Source organism: Paracoccus sp. PAMC 22219, assembly GCF_000787695.1.
Classification (GTDB): Bacteria; Pseudomonadota; Alphaproteobacteria; order Rhodobacterales; family Rhodobacteraceae; genus Paracoccus.
In genome coordinates this window covers 1-16,904 of the sequence record NZ_BBPH01000216.1, presented here as the reverse complement: position 1 = coordinate 16,904, position 16,904 = coordinate 1, and the positions used below count along the sequence as shown (strand labels likewise).

General features: G+C 68.0%; 13 protein-coding genes, 1 tRNA gene and 2 pseudogenes. 11 read left to right on the top strand and 5 right to left on the bottom strand.

The window, feature by feature from the left end; all coding sequences use genetic code 11:
- A partial coding sequence (locus tag TY51_RS18905; protein ID WP_197054839.1) for a glycosyltransferase family 2 protein occupies positions 1 to 1,096 on the bottom strand: 1,096 nt, incomplete at its 3' end.
- A gap of 282 nt (positions 1,097 to 1,378) precedes the next feature.
- Between TY51_RS18905 and TY51_RS23765 the strand changes: the two genes are divergently transcribed.
- Both TY51_RS23765 and TY51_RS23760 read left to right on the top strand, forming a co-directional pair.
- Positions 1,379 to 2,092 carry a Na/Pi symporter gene (locus TY51_RS23765; RefSeq protein WP_231559147.1) on the top strand — a complete coding sequence of 238 codons (714 nt, stop codon included), beginning with the start codon at positions 1,379 to 1,381 and terminating at the stop codon, positions 2,090 to 2,092.
- 2 nt (positions 2,093 to 2,094) lie between these two features.
- Complete coding sequence (locus TY51_RS23760) at positions 2,095 to 2,997, top strand: Na/Pi cotransporter family protein (protein ID WP_231559146.1); 903 nt, start codon at positions 2,095 to 2,097, stop codon at positions 2,995 to 2,997.
- On the opposite strand, the gene nagA is transcribed toward TY51_RS23760, so the two are convergent.
- From nagA to TY51_RS18885, 3 genes are all read right to left on the bottom strand, one after another.
- Positions 2,994 to 4,118: an N-acetylglucosamine-6-phosphate deacetylase gene (nagA, locus tag TY51_RS18895; RefSeq protein ID WP_081995284.1), complete on the bottom strand. Its 1,125-nt coding sequence runs from the start codon at positions 4,116 to 4,118 to the stop codon at positions 2,994 to 2,996. The genes TY51_RS23760 and nagA overlap by 4 nt on opposite strands.
- Positions 4,115 to 4,948, bottom strand: coding sequence for a BadF/BadG/BcrA/BcrD ATPase family protein (locus tag TY51_RS18890; RefSeq protein WP_042252738.1), 834 nt, complete (start codon positions 4,946 to 4,948; stop codon positions 4,115 to 4,117). The genes nagA and TY51_RS18890 overlap by 4 nt, the downstream gene beginning before the upstream one ends.
- Before the next feature lie 122 nt (positions 4,949 to 5,070).
- A tRNA-Leu gene (locus tag TY51_RS18885) sits at positions 5,071 to 5,155 on the bottom strand.
- A gap of 197 nt (positions 5,156 to 5,352) precedes the next feature.
- On the opposite strand from TY51_RS18885, the gene TY51_RS18880 reads away from it, so the two are divergent.
- The 6 genes and pseudogenes from TY51_RS18880 (at position 5,353) to gltB (ending at position 14,124) form a co-directional block, all read left to right on the top strand.
- On the top strand, positions 5,353 to 6,336 hold the full coding sequence (locus TY51_RS18880; protein ID WP_042252735.1) for a complex I NDUFA9 subunit family protein: 984 nt from the start codon (positions 5,353 to 5,355) through the stop codon (positions 6,334 to 6,336).
- Positions 6,336 to 7,139 carry an undecaprenyl-diphosphate phosphatase gene (locus tag TY51_RS18875; RefSeq protein WP_042252732.1) on the top strand — a complete coding sequence of 268 codons (804 nt, stop codon included), beginning with the start codon at positions 6,336 to 6,338 and terminating at the stop codon, positions 7,137 to 7,139. The genes TY51_RS18880 and TY51_RS18875 overlap by 1 nt, the downstream gene beginning before the upstream one ends.
- Positions 7,140 to 7,289: 150 nt before the next feature.
- Positions 7,290 to 8,774 carry an NAD(P)-dependent oxidoreductase gene (locus tag TY51_RS18870; RefSeq protein WP_042252730.1) on the top strand — a complete coding sequence of 495 codons (1,485 nt, stop codon included), beginning with the start codon at positions 7,290 to 7,292 and terminating at the stop codon, positions 8,772 to 8,774.
- Between the two features lie 109 nt (positions 8,775 to 8,883).
- A complete protein-coding gene (locus TY51_RS20600; RefSeq protein WP_156118127.1) occupies positions 8,884 to 9,288 on the top strand; it encodes a hypothetical protein in 405 nt (134 codons plus the stop codon).
- Positions 9,289 to 9,368: 80 nt separating this feature from the next.
- A complete protein-coding gene (locus TY51_RS20595; protein ID WP_052650479.1) occupies positions 9,369 to 9,590 on the top strand; it encodes a hypothetical protein in 222 nt (73 codons plus the stop codon).
- Positions 9,587 to 14,124: pseudogene (gene gltB, locus TY51_RS18860) on the top strand (glutamate synthase large subunit). The gene TY51_RS20595 and the pseudogene gltB overlap by 4 nt, the downstream one beginning before the upstream one ends.
- A gap of 37 nt (positions 14,125 to 14,161) precedes the next feature.
- Here the strand turns inward: gltB and TY51_RS18855 are convergent.
- Complete coding sequence (locus TY51_RS18855) at positions 14,162 to 14,590, bottom strand: MliC family protein (protein WP_052650477.1); 429 nt, start codon at positions 14,588 to 14,590, stop codon at positions 14,162 to 14,164.
- On the opposite strand from TY51_RS18855, the gene mtgA reads away from it, so the two are divergent.
- The 3 genes and pseudogenes from mtgA to TY51_RS18840 all read left to right on the top strand — a co-directional run.
- A complete protein-coding gene (mtgA, locus tag TY51_RS18850; RefSeq protein ID WP_156118126.1) occupies positions 14,582 to 15,301 on the top strand; it encodes a monofunctional biosynthetic peptidoglycan transglycosylase in 720 nt (239 codons plus the stop codon). The genes TY51_RS18855 and mtgA overlap by 9 nt on opposite strands.
- A gap of 78 nt (positions 15,302 to 15,379) precedes the next feature.
- Positions 15,380 to 16,066 carry a glutathione S-transferase family protein gene (locus TY51_RS18845; protein ID WP_042252726.1) on the top strand — a complete coding sequence of 229 codons (687 nt, stop codon included), beginning with the start codon at positions 15,380 to 15,382 and terminating at the stop codon, positions 16,064 to 16,066.
- 108 nt (positions 16,067 to 16,174) lie between these two features.
- Positions 16,175 to 16,684 (top strand): annotated as a pseudogene (locus TY51_RS18840) (QueG-associated DUF1730 domain-containing protein); the annotation flags it as partial.
- Positions 16,685 to 16,904: the final 220 nt, after the last annotated feature.

Sequence of the window (16,904 nt, the reverse complement as noted above, 5' to 3'; positions counted from 1 at the left end):
GCGCGCGCGGCGTTCGGCCAGCTCCGTCCGGCGGCGCGCGGCTCTCGGCCTGCAGGATCGCGGGGTCGAACAGGCGGGCGTGCTGATCGGGGGCCTCGGCCCGCAGCTGCGCGGACAGGATGTCGATCTGGCGGCGGAACTGCGCCACCGCCTCTGTGTGCAGCGCCCCAAGGGCGGGCATCAGCCCGACCAGTTCGGCGCGCGCCTGCGCCACCCGGTCGGCCCACGCGGTGATTCCGGTCTCCTCGACCACGTTCAGGTTGTGCTGATCGTAATAGTCAAAGTTGATCCGGTCGGCATCGGCGCTGTTGGCGGTGCCGCGCCAGCGCTTCATCAGGAAGACCTCGCTGGCGCGGATCATGTAGTGGTTGACGTGGCACAGGTCGTACCCCGCCATCTTCGGAGAGGTCGTCCACCGCTGCCGCAGCAGGTCCTTGGTCACGTCCGCGCCCGATCCGTTCACGATCAGCAGCGGGTGTGCGGGCAAACCGTAGAAGTTCTTGAAGATCGGCCGGTGCACGCCAAGGTGCTGGACCGGCAGCGGGCGAAAGATGGTCTTGATGGCGAACTGGCTGTGCGTGAACGGCACGTCCTTGGGCGAGGCCATCGTGAACTGGCGGATCTGCAGATCGTCGCGGAACGGGATCACCCCGCCATTGCCGAAGATGCGCCATTGCGCGGCGACCGCGTCGGTGCGGTCGGGCAGGGCCGCGAACAGCGCGTCCAGCGTGCCGTCGCCGGTGTTGACGTGAAAGAACTCGTCCCCGTCCAGGACCGCGATCCAGTCGCTGCCCGTCACTTCGGGCAGGGCCATGGCGCGGGCATAGGCGCGCCGCTGCGGGTCGTCGGGCAGGCCCGCGATCAGCTCGCTGTTGTCGAAATGGATGACGATCCCGGCCTGGTCCAGCAACTGCAGCATCTGATGCGTGCCGTCGGTGCAATCGTTGGAATAGATCACGAAGCGGTTGAAGCCGATCAGCCGGTGATAGCACAGCCATTCCAGCAGGAACGGCCCCTCGTTCTTGACGGTCGTGACGATGGTCCGCGTCGCGTTCGATTTCCAGCGGAACGAAAGATCGGGAGACAGGCTGTTCATGGCCGCACGGGTTTCCTGTGTCGTGACCCCGTCCATATCAGAGCGGGGCGGCTTCCTCAAAGGGATATGCCACCCTGCGGTTGTCTGGACGCGCCCGGCCTGTCGCATGGCGTGCCAGGTTGCCGTGCTGCAGGGCACCGCGCCGGATCCTGTGCGTTTTGTGCAACACCAGTGTCCTCCGCGTCGTTATCCCCTTCACATGATGCAAGGGGCGGCTTCATGTCAGTTTTGTGACAGCCCATGCGGGCAACCCGGAAAGGGGTGGAAAGGCACATGGCATCGATGCTGGGATTCCTGCAGCTGGCGGGCGCGGTGGCGCTGTTGCTGTTCGGTCTGGGACTGGTGCGCGACGGCATGGTCGAGGCGTTCGGCCTGCGGATGAAGCTGATCCTGGGCGCGGGCACGCGCACCGGCCTGCGCGCCTTTGCATCGGGGCTGGTCGCCACGCTTGGCCTGCAATCGTCCACGGCCACCGCCCTGCTGACCGCGTCGTTTGTCCAGCGAGAGATGATCGCCACCCGCCGCGCGCAGATCGTGCTGCTGGGCGCGAATGTCGGCACGGCAGTCACGGCGGTGATCGTGTCGGCCGACATCACGGCGGTCGCGCCGGTGCTGGTTCTGCTGGGCTATGGCCTGCGGCGCCGGGGCACGACGGTGACCTCGGGGGTTGGCACGGCGCTGATCGGCGTGGGGCTGATGCTGGTGTCGCTGATGCTGCTGGACCAGGCGACCGCGCCGCTGCGCGCGTCACCGCAGATGGCCGCGTTCCTGCCGATGCTGGATCAGGCCTGGCCGGTGGCGCTGGCCTTTGCGGCGGGGATTGCGCTGCTGTGTTCGTCGTCGCTGGCGGCGGTGCTGCTGATCGGGTCGCTGGTGCTGCCGGCCGACCTGACGGTGGTCATGGTGCTGGGCGCGAACCTGGGCGGCGCGATGGCGCCGGTGCTGGCCGGGGCCACGCTGGACATCGCCGCGCGGCGGGTTCTGCTGGGCACCTGACGGTGCGCGCCATCGGCTGCCTGATCGCGCTGCCGCTGGCGGGGCTGGCGGCGGGCGCGCTGAATGCGATGCCGGTCGCCGTGGGACCGCTGGCGGTCAGCGCGCATCTGGCGTTCAACCTGGCGCTGGCGGCGCTGATCTGGCCCTTCAACGGGCTGGTCTGCCGGCTGGTGGCGGTGCTGGTGCCGCAGGACGCGCATGCGGCCTCGACCGCGCCGCGCTGGCTGGATGCGCAGGTGCTGGATGCCCCGCCCCTGGCCCTGACCGGCGCCCGGCGCGAGGTGCTGGACATCGGCGACAGCGTCGAACGGATGCTGGCCCAGACCCGCGCCGCGTTCCGCAAGCACGACCCGGCCCCCCTGGCCGAGGTCCGCGCGATCGAGGATCAGGTCGACCGGCGACAGCAGCAGGTCAAGAACTACCTCTCGCGCCTGACCGGCGATGCGACCGAGGCCGAGCGGCGTCAGGCCATCGACATCCTGGATTACGTCATCAACCTGGAACATATCGGCGACATCATCGACAAGGGCCTGTCCCCCGAGGTGTCCAAGAAGATCGGCCTGGGCCTGCGCTTTTCGGGCGAGGGGTTTCGCGAACTGGACGCGCTGTTCCTGCTGACGCAGGAGAACCTGCGCATGGCGCAGACCGTGTTCATGACCCGCGACCGCGACATGGCCCGCCGCCTGATGGAACAGAAGGTCACCATCCGCAACCTGGAACGCCAGTCCGCGCAGCGCCACCTGATCCGCCTGCGCGAGGGTCAGACCGAAAGCCGGGAGACCTCGTCCCTGCATCTGGACCTGCTGCGTGACCTGAAGCGGATCAACGCCCATGCGGTGTCCGTCGCCCATCCGATCCTGCAGGACGAGGGGCTGCTGATCGAAAGCCGCCTGCGCAGCAGCTAGGCCCGCGGCGCGCGCCAGCCCGCGCCGTCGCGGATGCCGGTCAGGTGCAGGTCCGCGTCCAGCAGGATCAGGTCCGCCGCCCGCCCCGGCATGATGCGTCCGGCCTGCGCCCCGATCAGGTCCGCCGGGACCGATGTCGCCATCGCCAGCGCCTGCGCCGAACCGGCCCCCGCGGCCACCGCGACCCGGACGGCGCGATCCAGCCGCAGGTCCGCCCCGGCCAACGTCCCGTCCGCCAGCGTCAGCCGCCCGTCGCGGCGCAGGATGCGGCGGCCCTGCAGCGGAAATTCGGTCAGCGGGGTGCCTGCGACGGCCATGCAGTCGCTGACCAGGAACAGCCCCCGCGGCCGCGCGCGCAGTGCGATGCGCAGCGCCGCCGGGTCGACATGGGTGCCGTCCGCGATGATCCCGGCCTGCGCATCGCCCGACAGGACCGCACCGACCAGGCCGGGCTGGCGGTGGCCAAGCGGGCTCATGGCGTTGAACAGATGCGTGGCGCAGCGCGCGCCCGCCGCAAAGGCCGCCTGCGCCTGGTCCAGCGTGCAGTCGCTGTGGCCCAGGCTGACGACGATTCCCGCGGCGGTCAGGGCGGCGATCTGGGCAGGGGTCGCAGCCTCGGGCGCCAGGGTCACCATCAGCGCGGGCAGGTCCGCGCGGGCGGCGATCAGGACGGCCATGTCGGCCTCGGTCATCGGGCGGATCAGGGCTGCGTCATGCGCCCCGGCGCGGCGCGGGTCCAGATGCGGCCCCTCCAGGTGCAGGCCCAGAAAGCCGGGCGTGCCGGCGCGGGCGGCGGCGATGCCCGCGGCCAGCACGCGGGCGGTGACCGCCGCGCTGTCGGTGATCAGCGTCGGGAGGATGCCCGCACAGCCCAGGTCGCGATGCACCGCACAGATGGACGCCAGCGCCGTGGCATCGGTCGTGGCGCCGACCATCAGTCCGGCGCCGCCGTTCACCTGCAGGTCGACGAAACCGGGGGCCAGGATGCCGGGCATCGGAACCACGCCGTCCGGGCGCGGCACGATGGCGTCGATCACCCCGTCGCGCAGGATCACCGCCATGTCGTCCAGCAGGCGTTCGCCGTCGAACAGCGCTGTCGCGGCCAGCGTCTGCACGGTCACGGTGTCCAGGCCCGCGCCATGTCCAACGCGCCGTCCACGCCGCTTCCGCGGGCGGGAACGACGGGCCAGTAGGCCGCCAGCGCCGCGGCATAGAACGGGCCCAGCCCGCCGGTGCAGACCACCGGCAGGCGGTCGCCGTCCTGCAGCACGCGCACCGCGTCGCCGATCTGCGTCACGGCCTGATCCAGGATCGCGCGGGCGGCAGGGTCGTCAGACCCGACCAGACGCGGGGCCAGTTCGGCAAAGCGGGCAGGGGCGGCGGTGGTGCCAAAGGCGATGATCCCCTCGAACCCGCCGAATTCGTCGCGCAGTGCGGACAGCAGGGGCGTTTCCGGGGCCAGCCCGTCGCCCGCACGCATCGCCTGCGCCAGAAGGGTGCGGCCCAGGACGGCGCCGCTGCCCTCGTCCCCCATCAGAAAGCCGCGCCCGCCGATCTGGCGCAGCTGGCCGCCGCGCTGGACCGCCAGCACCGATCCGGTGCCGACCGCGACCAGGATGCCGTCACCCGCGCCAAGCGCGCCGCGCGCGGCGGTCACGGCGTCGTTCACGACCAGGCTGCGCGCAAAGGGCAGGCGCGCCTGCATCGCGCGGGCCGCGTCCTGCATGCCGCCCCCGGCCAGGCCCAGCACCGCGGTCAGGTCCGCGGGCGTGGTCCCGGCCTGGACCATCGCCGCCGTCGCCGCGGCCAGCACGCTGGCCACCGCGCCGAACGGATCGGAATTGATGTTGGCGGGCCCGCCTTCGCCCCGGCCCAGCACGTGGCCGTTCCCATCGGCAATGGCCGCCCGGCAGCCGGTGCCGCCCCCGTCGATCCCCAGATACAAGCTCATCACGTCCCCATGTTTCGCCAGAGGGAACGCGACCGGCGCGGAAATGAAAAGCCCCAAGGTCGGATCGCCCCGCCGGACAAGCAAAACCCCCGAAAACACGAGGTTTTCGGGGGTTTTGTTTTTGGTGCCCAGGAGAGGACTCGAACCTCCACACCTTGCGGCACACGGACCTGAACCGTGCGCGTCTACCAATTCCGCCACCTGGGCAGGTGGTATGAGCGGCTGATTAAAGCGAGTGCGGGGGGGCGTCAATGGGGGTCGTGAAAGTTTTTCGACAGTTTTTTGCCCAGACCCGCCAAGGCGGTGCGCGAACCTGCCCGCGACCCTGCGCAGCCTTGCCCGGAACGCGCGGCAGGGGTAAGGATCACGCAACATTCAGCCTATCAGAGGGAGGCGAGACGCCCATGGCGAAACTGGTCACGATCTTCGGCGGATCGGGCTTTGTCGGCCGGCAGGTGGCCCGGCTGATGGCCAAGGAGGGCTGGCGCGTCCGCATAGCCGTCCGCCGCCCCGACGAGGCACTGTTCACCCGCACCTATGGCGCGGTGGGCCAGGTCGTCCCCGTCATGTGCAACATCCGCGACGAGAATTCGGTCCGTGCCGCCCTGTCGGGGGCCGATGCGGCGGTCAACTGCGTCAACATCCTGTCCGCCCAAGGCAAGAGCACCTTCAAGACCGTGTTCGAGACCGGCGCCGACAACATCGCCCGCCTGTCGGCGGAGATGGGCGTCGCGCGGCTGGTCCACATCTCGGGTCTGGGGATCGATACCGAATCGGACAGCAAGTACATCGCGTCGAAATCGCGGGGCGAGGCCGCGGTGCTGGCCGCGCGTCCCGATGCGGTCGTGCTGCGCCCGTCGGTGATCTTTGGCGCCGACGATAATTTCTACAACCGCTTTGCGGGCATGTCGCGGATGGGGCCGGTGATGCCCATCGTGGGCGGCAACACCCGCATGCAGCCGGTCTTCGTGGGCGATGTCGCCCGCGCCGCGGTGATGGGCGCCACCGGCGCTGCCGCCCCCGGCATCTATGAGCTGGGCGGCCCCGAGGTTCTGACCACGCGCCAGATCGTGGGCCAGGTGCTGGCCGCCGTCCACCGCCGCCGCGCGGTTGTAAACTTGCCCTTTCCCGTGGCGCGGCTTGCGTCGGCCGGGATGGGCGTGGCGCAATTCGTCACCGGCGGCCTGTTCACCAGCCCGCTGAGCAGCGATCAGCTGGCCCTGTTGCGCAAGGACAATGTCGTCACCCCCGGCGCCCGCGGATTTGACGAGCTGGGCATCGTGCCGGTGGCGGCCGGGACGGTTCTCGACGACTATCTGGTGCGGTTCCGCCCGTCGGGCCAGTATGATGCGATCAAGCGGTCCGCCAAGAACCTGCGCGAGCACTGATGGACCAGAACACGATCGTCGCCGCCGCCCTCGGGGTTCTCGAGGGGCTGACGGAGTTCATCCCGGTGTCATCCACCGGCCACCTGCTGCTGGCCGGGCACTTCCTTGGCTTCGATTCGCCGGCCCGGTCGTTCGAGGTGCTGATCCAGCTGGGCGCCCTGCTGGCGATCCTTGGCCTTTACGCCGCACGGATCGTCCAGGTTCTGCGCGACGCGCCGCACGATCCGGCGGCCCGCCGCTTCATCGGGGCGATCCTGCTGGCCTTTGCGCCGGCGGTGGTCATCGGCGTGATGGCCCACGGCTTCATCAAGACCGTCCTGTTCGAGACGCCGATGCTGGTCGCGGTCATGCTGATCCTGGGCGGCTTCGTGCTGCTGTGGGTCGACCGCCGCGCCACCACACCCCGCTATACCCGGGCCGAGGACATCCCCCTGTCGATGGCCTTTCGCATCGGCCTGTTCCAGTGCATCGCCATGATCCCCGGCGTGTCGCGGTCGGGCGCCACCATCGTCGGTGCCCTGCTGATGGGCGCGGACAAGCGGTCGGCTGCCGAATTCTCGTTCTTTCTGGCGATGCCCACGATGCTGGGCGCGTTCAGTTTCGATCTGTGGCAGAATCGCGCCGCGCTTGACGCGGGGGCGATCAACGACATCGCCGTGGGCTTTGTCACGGCGTTCGTGGCCGCCGTCCTGGTGGTGCGCTGGCTGCTGGGATACGTGTCGCAGCATGGATATGCGCTGTTCGCCTGGTGGCGGATCATCGTCGGAAGCCTGGCATTACTGGCACTTGCAGCGGGTATGTAAGGAATGCTGACCTAATAAGCGCGCGGAGTAAGCAAAAACTTGTCCCGCGCATCGAAAAAGTGGCTATTAGGTCAGTGCTGCTGACTTTTCATCGGAAATGCCTTGGTTTATTGCAGTTGCGGAAGTCCTTTCAGGGAAGGTAGCGCAGCCATGGCCACGCAGAAGATGCTGACATTCGTCTCGACCCCGCGCGAGATGCCCGAGAAACGCGCCGCTGCCGACCGCAGCGAGGATTTCCACGAGATCTATCGCGAATTCGCCGCCGCCAAGGCCGCCGAACAGTCCGGCCGCTGCAGCCAGTGCGGCGTGCCCTATTGCCAGTCGCATTGCCCGCTGCACAACAACATCCCCGACTGGCTGCGCCTGACCGCCGAAGGGCGGCTGGAGGAGGCGTATCGCGTCAGCCAAGCCACCAACACCTTCCCCGAAATCTGCGGCCGCATCTGCCCCCAGGACCGCCTGTGCGAGGGCAATTGCGTGATCGAGCAGTCGGGCCACGGCACCGTCACCATCGGCGCGATCGAGAAATACATCACCGACACCGCCTGGGACAACGGCTGGATCCAGCCGTTCAAGCCCGCGCAGGAGCGCGCCGAATCGGTGGGCATCATCGGCGCCGGACCGGGTGGCCTGGCCGCCGCCGACATGCTGCGCAAGCAGGGGTTCCAGGTCACGATCTATGACCGCTATGACCGCGCGGGCGGGCTGATGACCTATGGCATCCCCGGCTTCAAGCTGGAGAAGGACGTGGTCATGCGCCGCAACCAGCTGCTGGCCGACAGCGGGGTCGAGTTCGTGCTGAACTGCAACGTGGGTGAGGATATCAGCTTTGACGCGATCCGCGGCAAGCATGACGCGGTGCTGATCGCCACGGGCGTCTACAAGACCCGCGACCTGGACCTGGACAATGCCGATCACGGCGGGATCGTCCGCGCCATCGACTATCTGACCGCCAGCAACAAGGTCGAGTTCGGCGACGACGTCCCCGATTTCGAGGACGGAGAGCTGAACGCCAAGGGCAAGCGCGTCGTCGTCATCGGTGGCGGCGACACGGCGATGGATTGCGTGCGCACGGCCATCCGGCAGGGCGCGCAATCGGTCAAGTGCCTGTACCGCCGCGACCGCGCCAACATGCCGGGATCGCAGCGCGAGGTGCAGAATGCCGAGGAGGAAGGCGTTGAATTCGTGTGGCTTTCGGCCCCCGGCGCCTTCGCGGGCCATGTGACCGGCGTCGCCGCCGAGGCGCAGGAGCGGGACGTGGACGGCCTGCCGCAGATCGCGTCCGTGCGCATCCAGAAGATGCGTTTGGGCCAGCCCGACGTGACCGGCCGGCAGTCGCCCGAGCTGATCGACGGGGCCGATTACGACGAACCGGCCGAACTGGTCATCAAGGCGCTGGGGTTCGAGCCCGAGGACCTGCCCCGGCTGTGGGGCGTCGAGGGCCTTGAGGTCACGCGCTGGGGCACGGTCAAGGCCAGCTTCCAGACGCACCAGACCTCGATCCCCGGCGTGTTCGCGGTGGGCGACATCGTGCGCGGTGCCAGCCTGGTCGTCTGGGCGATCCGCGACGGGCGCGAGGCTGCCGAGTCGATCGCGACCTTCCTGACGGGCGATGCCCGCATCGCCGCGGAATAGGGCCGCACCGATGGCGCACAACCCAGTCACAGGGCGTGCACAGGGCGTACACCGACAACGCACGGTGCCTGCGCAGGCCGTCAACGCATCGCGCAACAGCGCAAAGATAATGTCAGGGCTGCTGACCCTGTTGGTGCTGGCCGGCGGCATGCTGGCGGCGGGGCAGGCGGGGGCGGCCAGTTTCACGCCGCCCGCGGGCTGCACGCTGAATGTCACGGTGCAGAACCGCAGTTGCACCGTCAGCCAGCATTACACCTGCAGCGCCGATCCCGAAGGGTATCAGCACAGCGCCCATTTCGGGCGCGACGGGATGTTCCACCTGTCGACCATTGACGCCGAGACCCGCTGGATCGAGAGCCAGAGCATCGCATCGGGCCTGGTCGACCGGCTGGTCGCGGAGGCCGAGGATCACGCCAGCTTCAGCGAGCTGCTGGAGACCGGTCGCGACGCCTTCGATTTCTGGACCGAGACCGATGACGGCCAGCGCCTGCACCATCAGGCGCCGACACCCTGACCGGAGAGACGGTCGAGATCGACGGCCAGCCGCTGGAGCGCACGACGTTCCGGCTGACCACCCGCAGCGCGGATGGCGAGGTGCTGATCACCCGCGAGGGCAGCCAGTTCATCAGCCGCCAGTTCAACCGCTTTTACGGCGGCACCGAGACCGGCAGCGACTGGACCGGCGCCGAGACGCAGAGCAATGACAGCCCCGTGCTGTTCACCTTTCCCGGCGAGGCCGGGTTCGGTTCCACCACCCCACAATTCGACTGCGATCAATTGCTGACGCAGATCCCGCAGGAAAGGGCCGCATCATGACCATGGATTGGCAAGCCACCGAGGAAGCCCGCCGCGCGTGGATGGACAAGAACAGCCTGTACCGCGAGGAGGACGAGCATTCGTCCTGCGGCGTGGGCTTTGTCGTTGATCTGGACGGCAAGGCCAGCCGCAAGGTCGTGCAGAACGGCATCGACGCGCTGAAGGCCATCTGGCACCGCGGCGCGGTCGATGCGGACGGCAAGACCGGTGACGGCGCGGGCATCCACGTCCAGATCCCGGTGCCGTTCTTTTACGACCAGGTGCGCCGCACCGGCCACGAGCCCGACCAGAACAAGCTGATCGCCGTCGGCCAGGTGTTCCTGCCGCGCACGAACTTTGCCGCCCAGGAGGCCTGCCGGACCATCGTGGAATCCGAGGTTCTGCGGATGGGCCACTATATCTATGGCTGGCGCCATGTGCCGGTGAACACCGGGGTCCTGGGCGAAAAGGCCAACGCCACCCGCCCCGAGATCGAGCAGATCCTGATCCGCTGCGAAAAGGACATCGATCAGGTCAAGTTCGAGCGCGAGCTGTACGTGATTCGCCGCCGGATCGAAAAGGCCGCCATCGCCGCCCAGATCGCGGGGCTGTATTTCTGTTCGCTGTCCTGCCGGTCGATCATCTACAAGGGCATGATGCTGGCCGAGCAGGTCGCGGAATTCTATCCCGACCTGAAGGACGAGCGGTTCGAGAGCGCATTCGCGATCTATCACCAGCGTTACAGCACCAACACCTTTCCGCAGTGGTGGCTGGCCCAGCCGTTCCGCATGCTGGCCCATAACGGCGAGATCAACACGCTGAAGGGCAACCTGAACTGCTGCGCAGCCATGAGATCCGCATGGCGTCGTCCGCATTCGGCGACGCGGCCGAGGACATCAAGCCGATCGTGCCCGCCGGGTCGTCGGACAGCGCGGCGCTGGATGCGGTGTTCGAGGTTCTGGTGCGGTCGGGGCGTTCTGCGCCCATGACCAAGACGATGCTGGTCCCGGAAAGCTGGTCCAAGGCCACGACCGACATGCCCAAGGCCTGGGCGGACATGTACGCCTATTGCAACGCGGTGATGGAGCCGTGGGACGGCCCCGCGGCGCTGGCCATGACCGACGGGCGCTGGGTCTGCGGCGGTCTGGACCGCAACGGGCTGCGGCCCATGCGCTATGTCGTGACGGGCGACAACCTGCTGATCGCGGGCTCCGAGGTGGGCATGGTTCCGGTGGACGAGACCGGCGTGCGCGAAAAGGGCGCGCTGGGGCCGGGGCAGATGATCGCGGTCGATATGTGGGACGGCAAGCTGTACCACGACACCGAGATCAAGGACCGCCTGTCCGGCAGCCAGCCATTCGGCGAGTGGATCGAGAAGGTCACCGAGCTGAACGACATCATGCGCGACCTGCCCGAGGTGGTGCGGTACCAGGGCGACGCCCTGCGCCGCCGCCAGAGCGCGGCCGGGTTCACCCATGAGGATCTGGAGCATGTCCTGGCGCCCATGGCCGAGGACGCCAAGGAATCCATTGCGTCGATGGGCGATGACACGCCCCCCGCGGTCCTGTCGAACCAGTACCGGCCGATGAGCCATTTCTTCCGCCAGAACTTCAGCCAGGTGACGAACCCGCCCATCGACAGCTTGCGCGAGACGCGGGTGATGTCGCTGAAGACGCGGTTCGGGAACCTGAAGAACGTGCTGGACGAATCCAGCGCGCAGACCGAGATCGTGGTGCTGGAAAGCCCCTTCATCGCGAATGGCGAATTCGACGAGATGGTGAAGATGTTCGGCGACACGGTGACGGTCATCGACTGCACCTTTGCCGAAGGCGCGGGGCCGGATGCCTTGGGCGAGGGTCTGGCGCGCATCCGTGCCGAGGCCGAGGATGCGGTGCGGTCGGGTGCCGGTCACCTGGTGCTGTCGGACGACGCGCAGGGGCCGGGTCGGGTCGCGATGCCGATGATCCTGGCGACCAGCGCGGTGCATTCCTGGCTGACCCGCAAGGGTCTGCGGACCTTCTGTTCGGTGAACGTGCGGTCGGCGGAATGCATCGACCCGCATTACTTCGCGGTGCTGATCGGCTGTGGCGCGACCACGGTGAACCCCTATCTGGCGCAGGATTCGATCGACGACCGGATCGCGCGGGGCCTGCTGACCGGCACGCTGGTCGAGAACATGCGCCGGTACCGCACCGCCATCGACGCGGGCCTGCTGAAGATCATGGCCAAGATGGGGATTTCCGTCCTGTCGTCCTATCGCGGCGGTCTGAATTTCGAGGCGGTGGGCCTGTCGCGCGCCATGGTCGCGGAATATTTCCCCGGCATGCAGTCGCGCATTTCCGGCATCGGCCTGCATGGCTTGCAGGCCAAGCTGGAGGGGCTGCACCAGGTCGCGTTCCGCACCGACAACGTGGACATGCTGCCGGTCGGGGGCTTCTACAAGCTGCGGCGGACGGGCGAAAAGCACGCCTGGGAAGCCAACACCATGAAGCTGCTGCAGGTGGCCTGTGAAAAGGCGTCCTATGACATCTGGAAGCAGTTCAGCGCCACGATGCGGGCCAACCCGCCGATCCACATCCGCGATCTGCTGGACATCAAGCCGTTCGGCAAGCCGGTGCCCATCGAGGAGGTCGAATCGATCACCTCGATCCGCAAGCGCTTCGTGACCCCGGGCATGTCCCTGGGCGCGCTGTCGCCCGAGGCGCATATGACGCTGAACATCGCGATGAACCGGATCGGCGCGAAATCCGACAGTGGCGAGGGCGGAGAGGACCCGGCGCACAGCCACCCGCTGCCCAATGGCGACAACCCCTGCGCCAAGATCAAGCAGGTCGCATCGGGCCGCTTCGGGGTCACCGCCGAATACCTGAACGCCTGCGAGGAGCTGGAGATCAAGGTCGCCCAGGGTGCCAAGCCCGGCGAGGGCGGCCAGCTGCCCGGCATGAAAGTCACGAAACTGATCGCGCGGCTGCGTCATTCGACGCCGGGCGTGACGCTGATCTCGCCTCCGCCGCATCACGACATCTATTCGATCGAGGATCTGGCGCAGCTGATCTATGACCTGAAGCAGATCAACCCGCGCGCCAAGATCACCGTCAAGCTGGTGGCCAGCAGCGGCGTGGGCACGATCGCGGCGGGCGTGGCCAAGGCCAAGGCCGACGTGATCCTGATTTCGGGCCATAACGGCGGCACGGGTGCGTCGCCCGCGACCTCGATCAAGTTCGCGGGTCTGCCGTGGGAGATGGGCCTGACCGAGGCGCATCAGGTCCTGGCCATGAACCGCCTGCGCGAGCGGGTGACGCTGCGGACCGATGGCGGCCTGCGCACGGGCCGCGACATCGTCATGGCGGCGATGATGGGCGCCGAGGAATACGGCATCGGCACCGCCGCCCTGATCGCCATGGGCTGCATCATGGTGCGTCAGTGCCAGTCGAACACCTGCCCGGTGGGCGTCTGCACCCAGGACGAAAAGCTGCGCGCCATGTTCACCGGATCGGCGGACAAGGTGGTGAACCTGATCACCTTCTATGCCCAGGAGGTGCGCGAGATCCTGGCCAGCATCGGCGCGCGGTCGATCGACGAGATCATCGGGCGGGCCGACCTGCTGACCCAGGTCAGCCGGGGTGCGGCGAACCTGGACGATCTGGACCTGAACCCGCTGCTGATCACCGTCGATGGCGCGGACAAGATCGTCTATGACCGCACCAAGCCGCGCAACGCGGTGCTGGACACGCTGGACGCCGAGATCGTCAAGGACGCCGCGCGCTTCTTTGAGGACGGCGAGAAGATGCAACTGTCCTATGCGGTCCGGAACACGCACCGGACCATCGGCACGCGCACGTCGTCGCTGATCGTGCAGAAGTTCGGGATGCGCAATTCGCTGCAGCCCGACCACCTGACGATCCGCCTGACGGGCAGCGCCGGGCAGTCGCTGGGCGCGTTCGCGGCGCCGGGGCTGAAGATCGAGGTGTCGGGCGATGCCAACGATTACGTGGGCAAGGGCCTGTCGGGCGGCACCATCGTGGTGCGTCCGCCGATGGCCAGCCCGCTGGTCGCTGCCGACAACACGATCATCGGGAACACGGTGCTGTATGGCGCGACGAACGGCTATCTGTTCGCGGCGGGCCGTGCGGGCGAGCGGTTCGCGGTCAGGAACAGCGGCGCATCGGTGGTGATCGAGGGCTGCGGGTCGAACGGCTGCGAATACATGACCGGCGGCGTGGCCGTGATCCTGGGTCGGATCGGCGCGAACTTTGGCGCGGGCATGACGGGGGGGATGGCGTATCTCTACGACCCCGAGGGGCTGGCGCGCGATTACATCAACCCGGAAACGCTGGTGATGTGTGCGGTGACCCAGGACCACTGGGAGGATCAGCTGAAGGGCCTGATCGAGCGGCACCTCAAGGAGACCGGATCGCGTCGCGCCGACGAGATCCTGTCGAACTGGGACCGCGAGAAGGGCAACTTCCTGCAGGTCTGCCCCAAGGAGATGCTGCAGCATCTGTCCCACCCCATCGAGGCCGTCGAGGTCCCAAGCGCGGTTCCCGCGGAATGACATCCGGCGCGGCCCCCTTGCGGGGCCGCGCTGCGTTTCAGGGCCGGGCGGTGCAGGTCACCGGATCCGCGTCCGACATGGCGTCGGTCAGCGTCGCCTGATCGCCCTTGGCCCACCATTCCAGCGCCCCGGCGACATAGCGCGCCCCCGACGCCGCGATCACGTTGACGAAGATGCGCGGGCCGTCATCCAGCGTGACCAGCGCCAGAGCGTCGTCGCCCGAGGTCACATAGGTCACTGCCACCTGTCGCCCGTCGTCGCAGTCATGCGTGAGGCTGGTCATCGTGGCGTCGGCGTTCAGCGGCAGGGACAGCATCGGCTGTGCCATCGCGGGGGCGGCAAGGGTCAGCAGGATCGGCAGGGCAAATCGGGTCATGGCATCCTCGGGGTGGTTCGTGGGCAGGGTGGCGCGGAGGCGCGCGGCTGGCAAGGCGCGCTTGACGCAAAGCGCCGCGTCATGAGACATGCGGGGATGATCCTGCGCCGTTCCTCCAGCCGTCCGTCCGATCCGGCGCGATCCGCAAGGGTGCGCGGCAGGGTGATGTTCTGGCTGCGCTTTCTGGCGCTGCGGGGGGTGCTGGTGATGGCGGGGTCGGTGGCCATTTACGGCGTCGTGAACCCGCCCCACACCTGGACGATGGTGGGGGCGGCGCGCCAGCATCCGCTGACGCCGCGCGAATGGACGCGGCTGGAGGACATCGCCCCCGTCATGCGCCGCGCCGTGGTCGCGGCGGAGGACGCGAATTTCTGCAGCCATTGGGGGTTCGACATGGTCGAGATCCGCAAGGTGGTCGCGTCTGGGTCGTCGCGGGGGGCGTCCACGATCACCCAGCAGACTGCCAAGAACGCCTTTTTATGGCAGACGCGCAGCTGGCCCCGCAAGGCGGCCGAGACGCTGCTGACGCCGCAGATCGAGGCGCTGTGGTCCAAGGCCCGCATCCTGGAGGTCTATTTGAACCTGGCGGAGTTCGGGCCGGGCATCTTTGGCATCCACGCCGCGGCGCGCGATCATTTCGGTACCACCCCGGACCGGCTGACCCCGGTGCAGGCCGCGCGGCTGGCCGCCGTCCTGCCCAATCCGCGCGAACGCAGCCCGTCGGGGCCGTCGGCGCGGTCGCGGTCGATCCTGGATGGGGCCGAGACGATCGCGCGGGACGGGCGGGCCGCCTGCTTTTGAGGGCTGCGGTTGAAAGCCGCAGGGCCGGGGCGTATCAACGGGGCGTTGCGACAATAAAAAGAAGGTCTCGAGCAGTCCATGAACACCAACACGCAGACCACGCGACTGTACCACACCGCCCTGTCCCCGTTCTGCCGCAAGGTGCGGCTGGTCCTGGCCGAGAAGAAGATCGAGGTCGAGCTGGTCGAGGAGCGCTACTGGGAAGGATCGCCCGATCTGAAGCGCCGGAACCCGGCGGGCAAGTTGCCGGTGCTGCGCTATCGCGGGAACCTGCTGGCGGAAAGCCAGGCGATCGTCGAATACCTGGACGAGGCGGTGCCCGCCCCGTCGCTGATGCCGCAGACGCCCTTGGAGCGCCACGAGGTGCGCCGCCTGTGCGCTTGGTTCGACGACAAGTTCCACACCGAGGTCACCCAGCCCATCCTGAACGAGCGCGTCTGGAAGAAGATCACTCGGTCGGGATACCCCGACAGCCGGGTCGTCAAGGACGGGCTGCGCGCGGTCAAGGAGCATATCGACTATCTGTCGTCCCTGCTGGAGACGCGGCGCTGGCTGGCCGGCAACACGCTGAGCCTGGCGGATTTCACGGCGGCCGCGCATTTTTCCTGTCTGGATTACATTTCCGACGTGGATTGGGACCGGTCCGAGAGCCTGCGCGACTGGTACGCGACGATCAAGTCGCGGCCGGCATTCCGGTCGGTGCTGGCCGACCAGGTGCCGGGCATCCATCCCGCCCCGCATTATGCCGAGCTTGATTTCGGCTGAGGGCGGGGGGGCCAGCCCCCCATCGCCTGACGGCGATTCCCCCCGGGATATTTGGGCAACGAAGAAGACCCAGATGCAGGCCGAGCCCGCGCGGTGGGATTTGCCGCGATGGGGGTGATGCGCCCCGACGGGGTGCCGGGGCTGGCCGGGCGGCTTGAGGCCTTTGTGGACCAGGGGCGGCACGGGCAGATGGGCTGGATGGCCGAGCGCATGGGCTGGCGCGGCGATCCGTCCGCGCTGTGGCCCGAGGCGCGGTCGGTGGTGATGCTGGCCGAGCTGTACACGCCCGAGGGCGATCCGCTGGCGGTGCTGGAGCAGCGCGACCGCGCGGCGGTCAGCGTCTATGCCCAGGGGCGCGATTACCACGACCTGGTCAAGAAGCGCCTGAAGCGGCTGGGGCGCTGGCTGCTGGAGACCGCGCCAGAGCCGGGGCACCAGATCAAGGTGTTCGTGGACACCGCACCGGTGATGGAAAAGCCGCTGGCGCAGGCCGCGGGGCTGGGCTGGCAGGGCAAGCACACGAACCTGCTGTCGCGCGATCTGGGCAGCTGGTTCTTTCTGGGTGCGATCTTCACCACCATGCCCTTGCCCGAGGACGGCCCCGAGGTCAGCCATTGCCAGCGGAAAAGTCGTACCGGGTGACGTCGGGGACCAGTTTCAGACGGAAAGCCATGCGTGCGTCCCCCTTACAGGATCAACTGGGCCGGCTTGCGCCATTCCAGCCAGGTGAGAATCATCAGGCGCGTCAGGAAGATCGCCGTAAAGACCGAGGTGACCAGACCGATGGTCAGCGTCACGGCAAAGCCCTTGACCGGGCCCGAGCCCCAGATAGAACATC

What these genes read in the sequence shown, in the direction of transcription:
- TY51_RS23765 (WP_231559147.1), top strand. Translation starts at nt 1,379, where the DNA reads ATGCTGGGATTCCTGCAGCTGGCGGGCGCGGTGGCGCTGTTGCTGTTC.
- TY51_RS18890 (WP_042252738.1), bottom strand. Translation starts at nt 4,948, where the DNA reads ATGAGCTTGTATCTGGGGATCGACGGGGGCGGCACCGGCTGCCGGGCG.
- TY51_RS18880 (WP_042252735.1), top strand. Translation starts at nt 5,353, where the DNA reads ATGGCGAAACTGGTCACGATCTTCGGCGGATCGGGCTTTGTCGGCCGG.
- TY51_RS18875 (WP_042252732.1), top strand. Translation starts at nt 6,336, where the DNA reads ATGGACCAGAACACGATCGTCGCCGCCGCCCTCGGGGTTCTCGAGGGG.
- TY51_RS18870 (WP_042252730.1), top strand. Translation starts at nt 7,290, where the DNA reads ATGGCCACGCAGAAGATGCTGACATTCGTCTCGACCCCGCGCGAGATG.
- TY51_RS20600 (WP_156118127.1), top strand. Translation starts at nt 8,884, where the DNA reads ATGTCAGGGCTGCTGACCCTGTTGGTGCTGGCCGGCGGCATGCTGGCG.
- mtgA (WP_156118126.1), top strand. Translation starts at nt 14,582, where the DNA reads ATGAGACATGCGGGGATGATCCTGCGCCGTTCCTCCAGCCGTCCGTCC.
- TY51_RS18855 (WP_052650477.1), bottom strand. Translation starts at nt 14,590, where the DNA reads ATGTCTCATGACGCGGCGCTTTGCGTCAAGCGCGCCTTGCCAGCCGCG.
- TY51_RS18845 (WP_042252726.1), top strand. Translation starts at nt 15,380, where the DNA reads ATGAACACCAACACGCAGACCACGCGACTGTACCACACCGCCCTGTCC.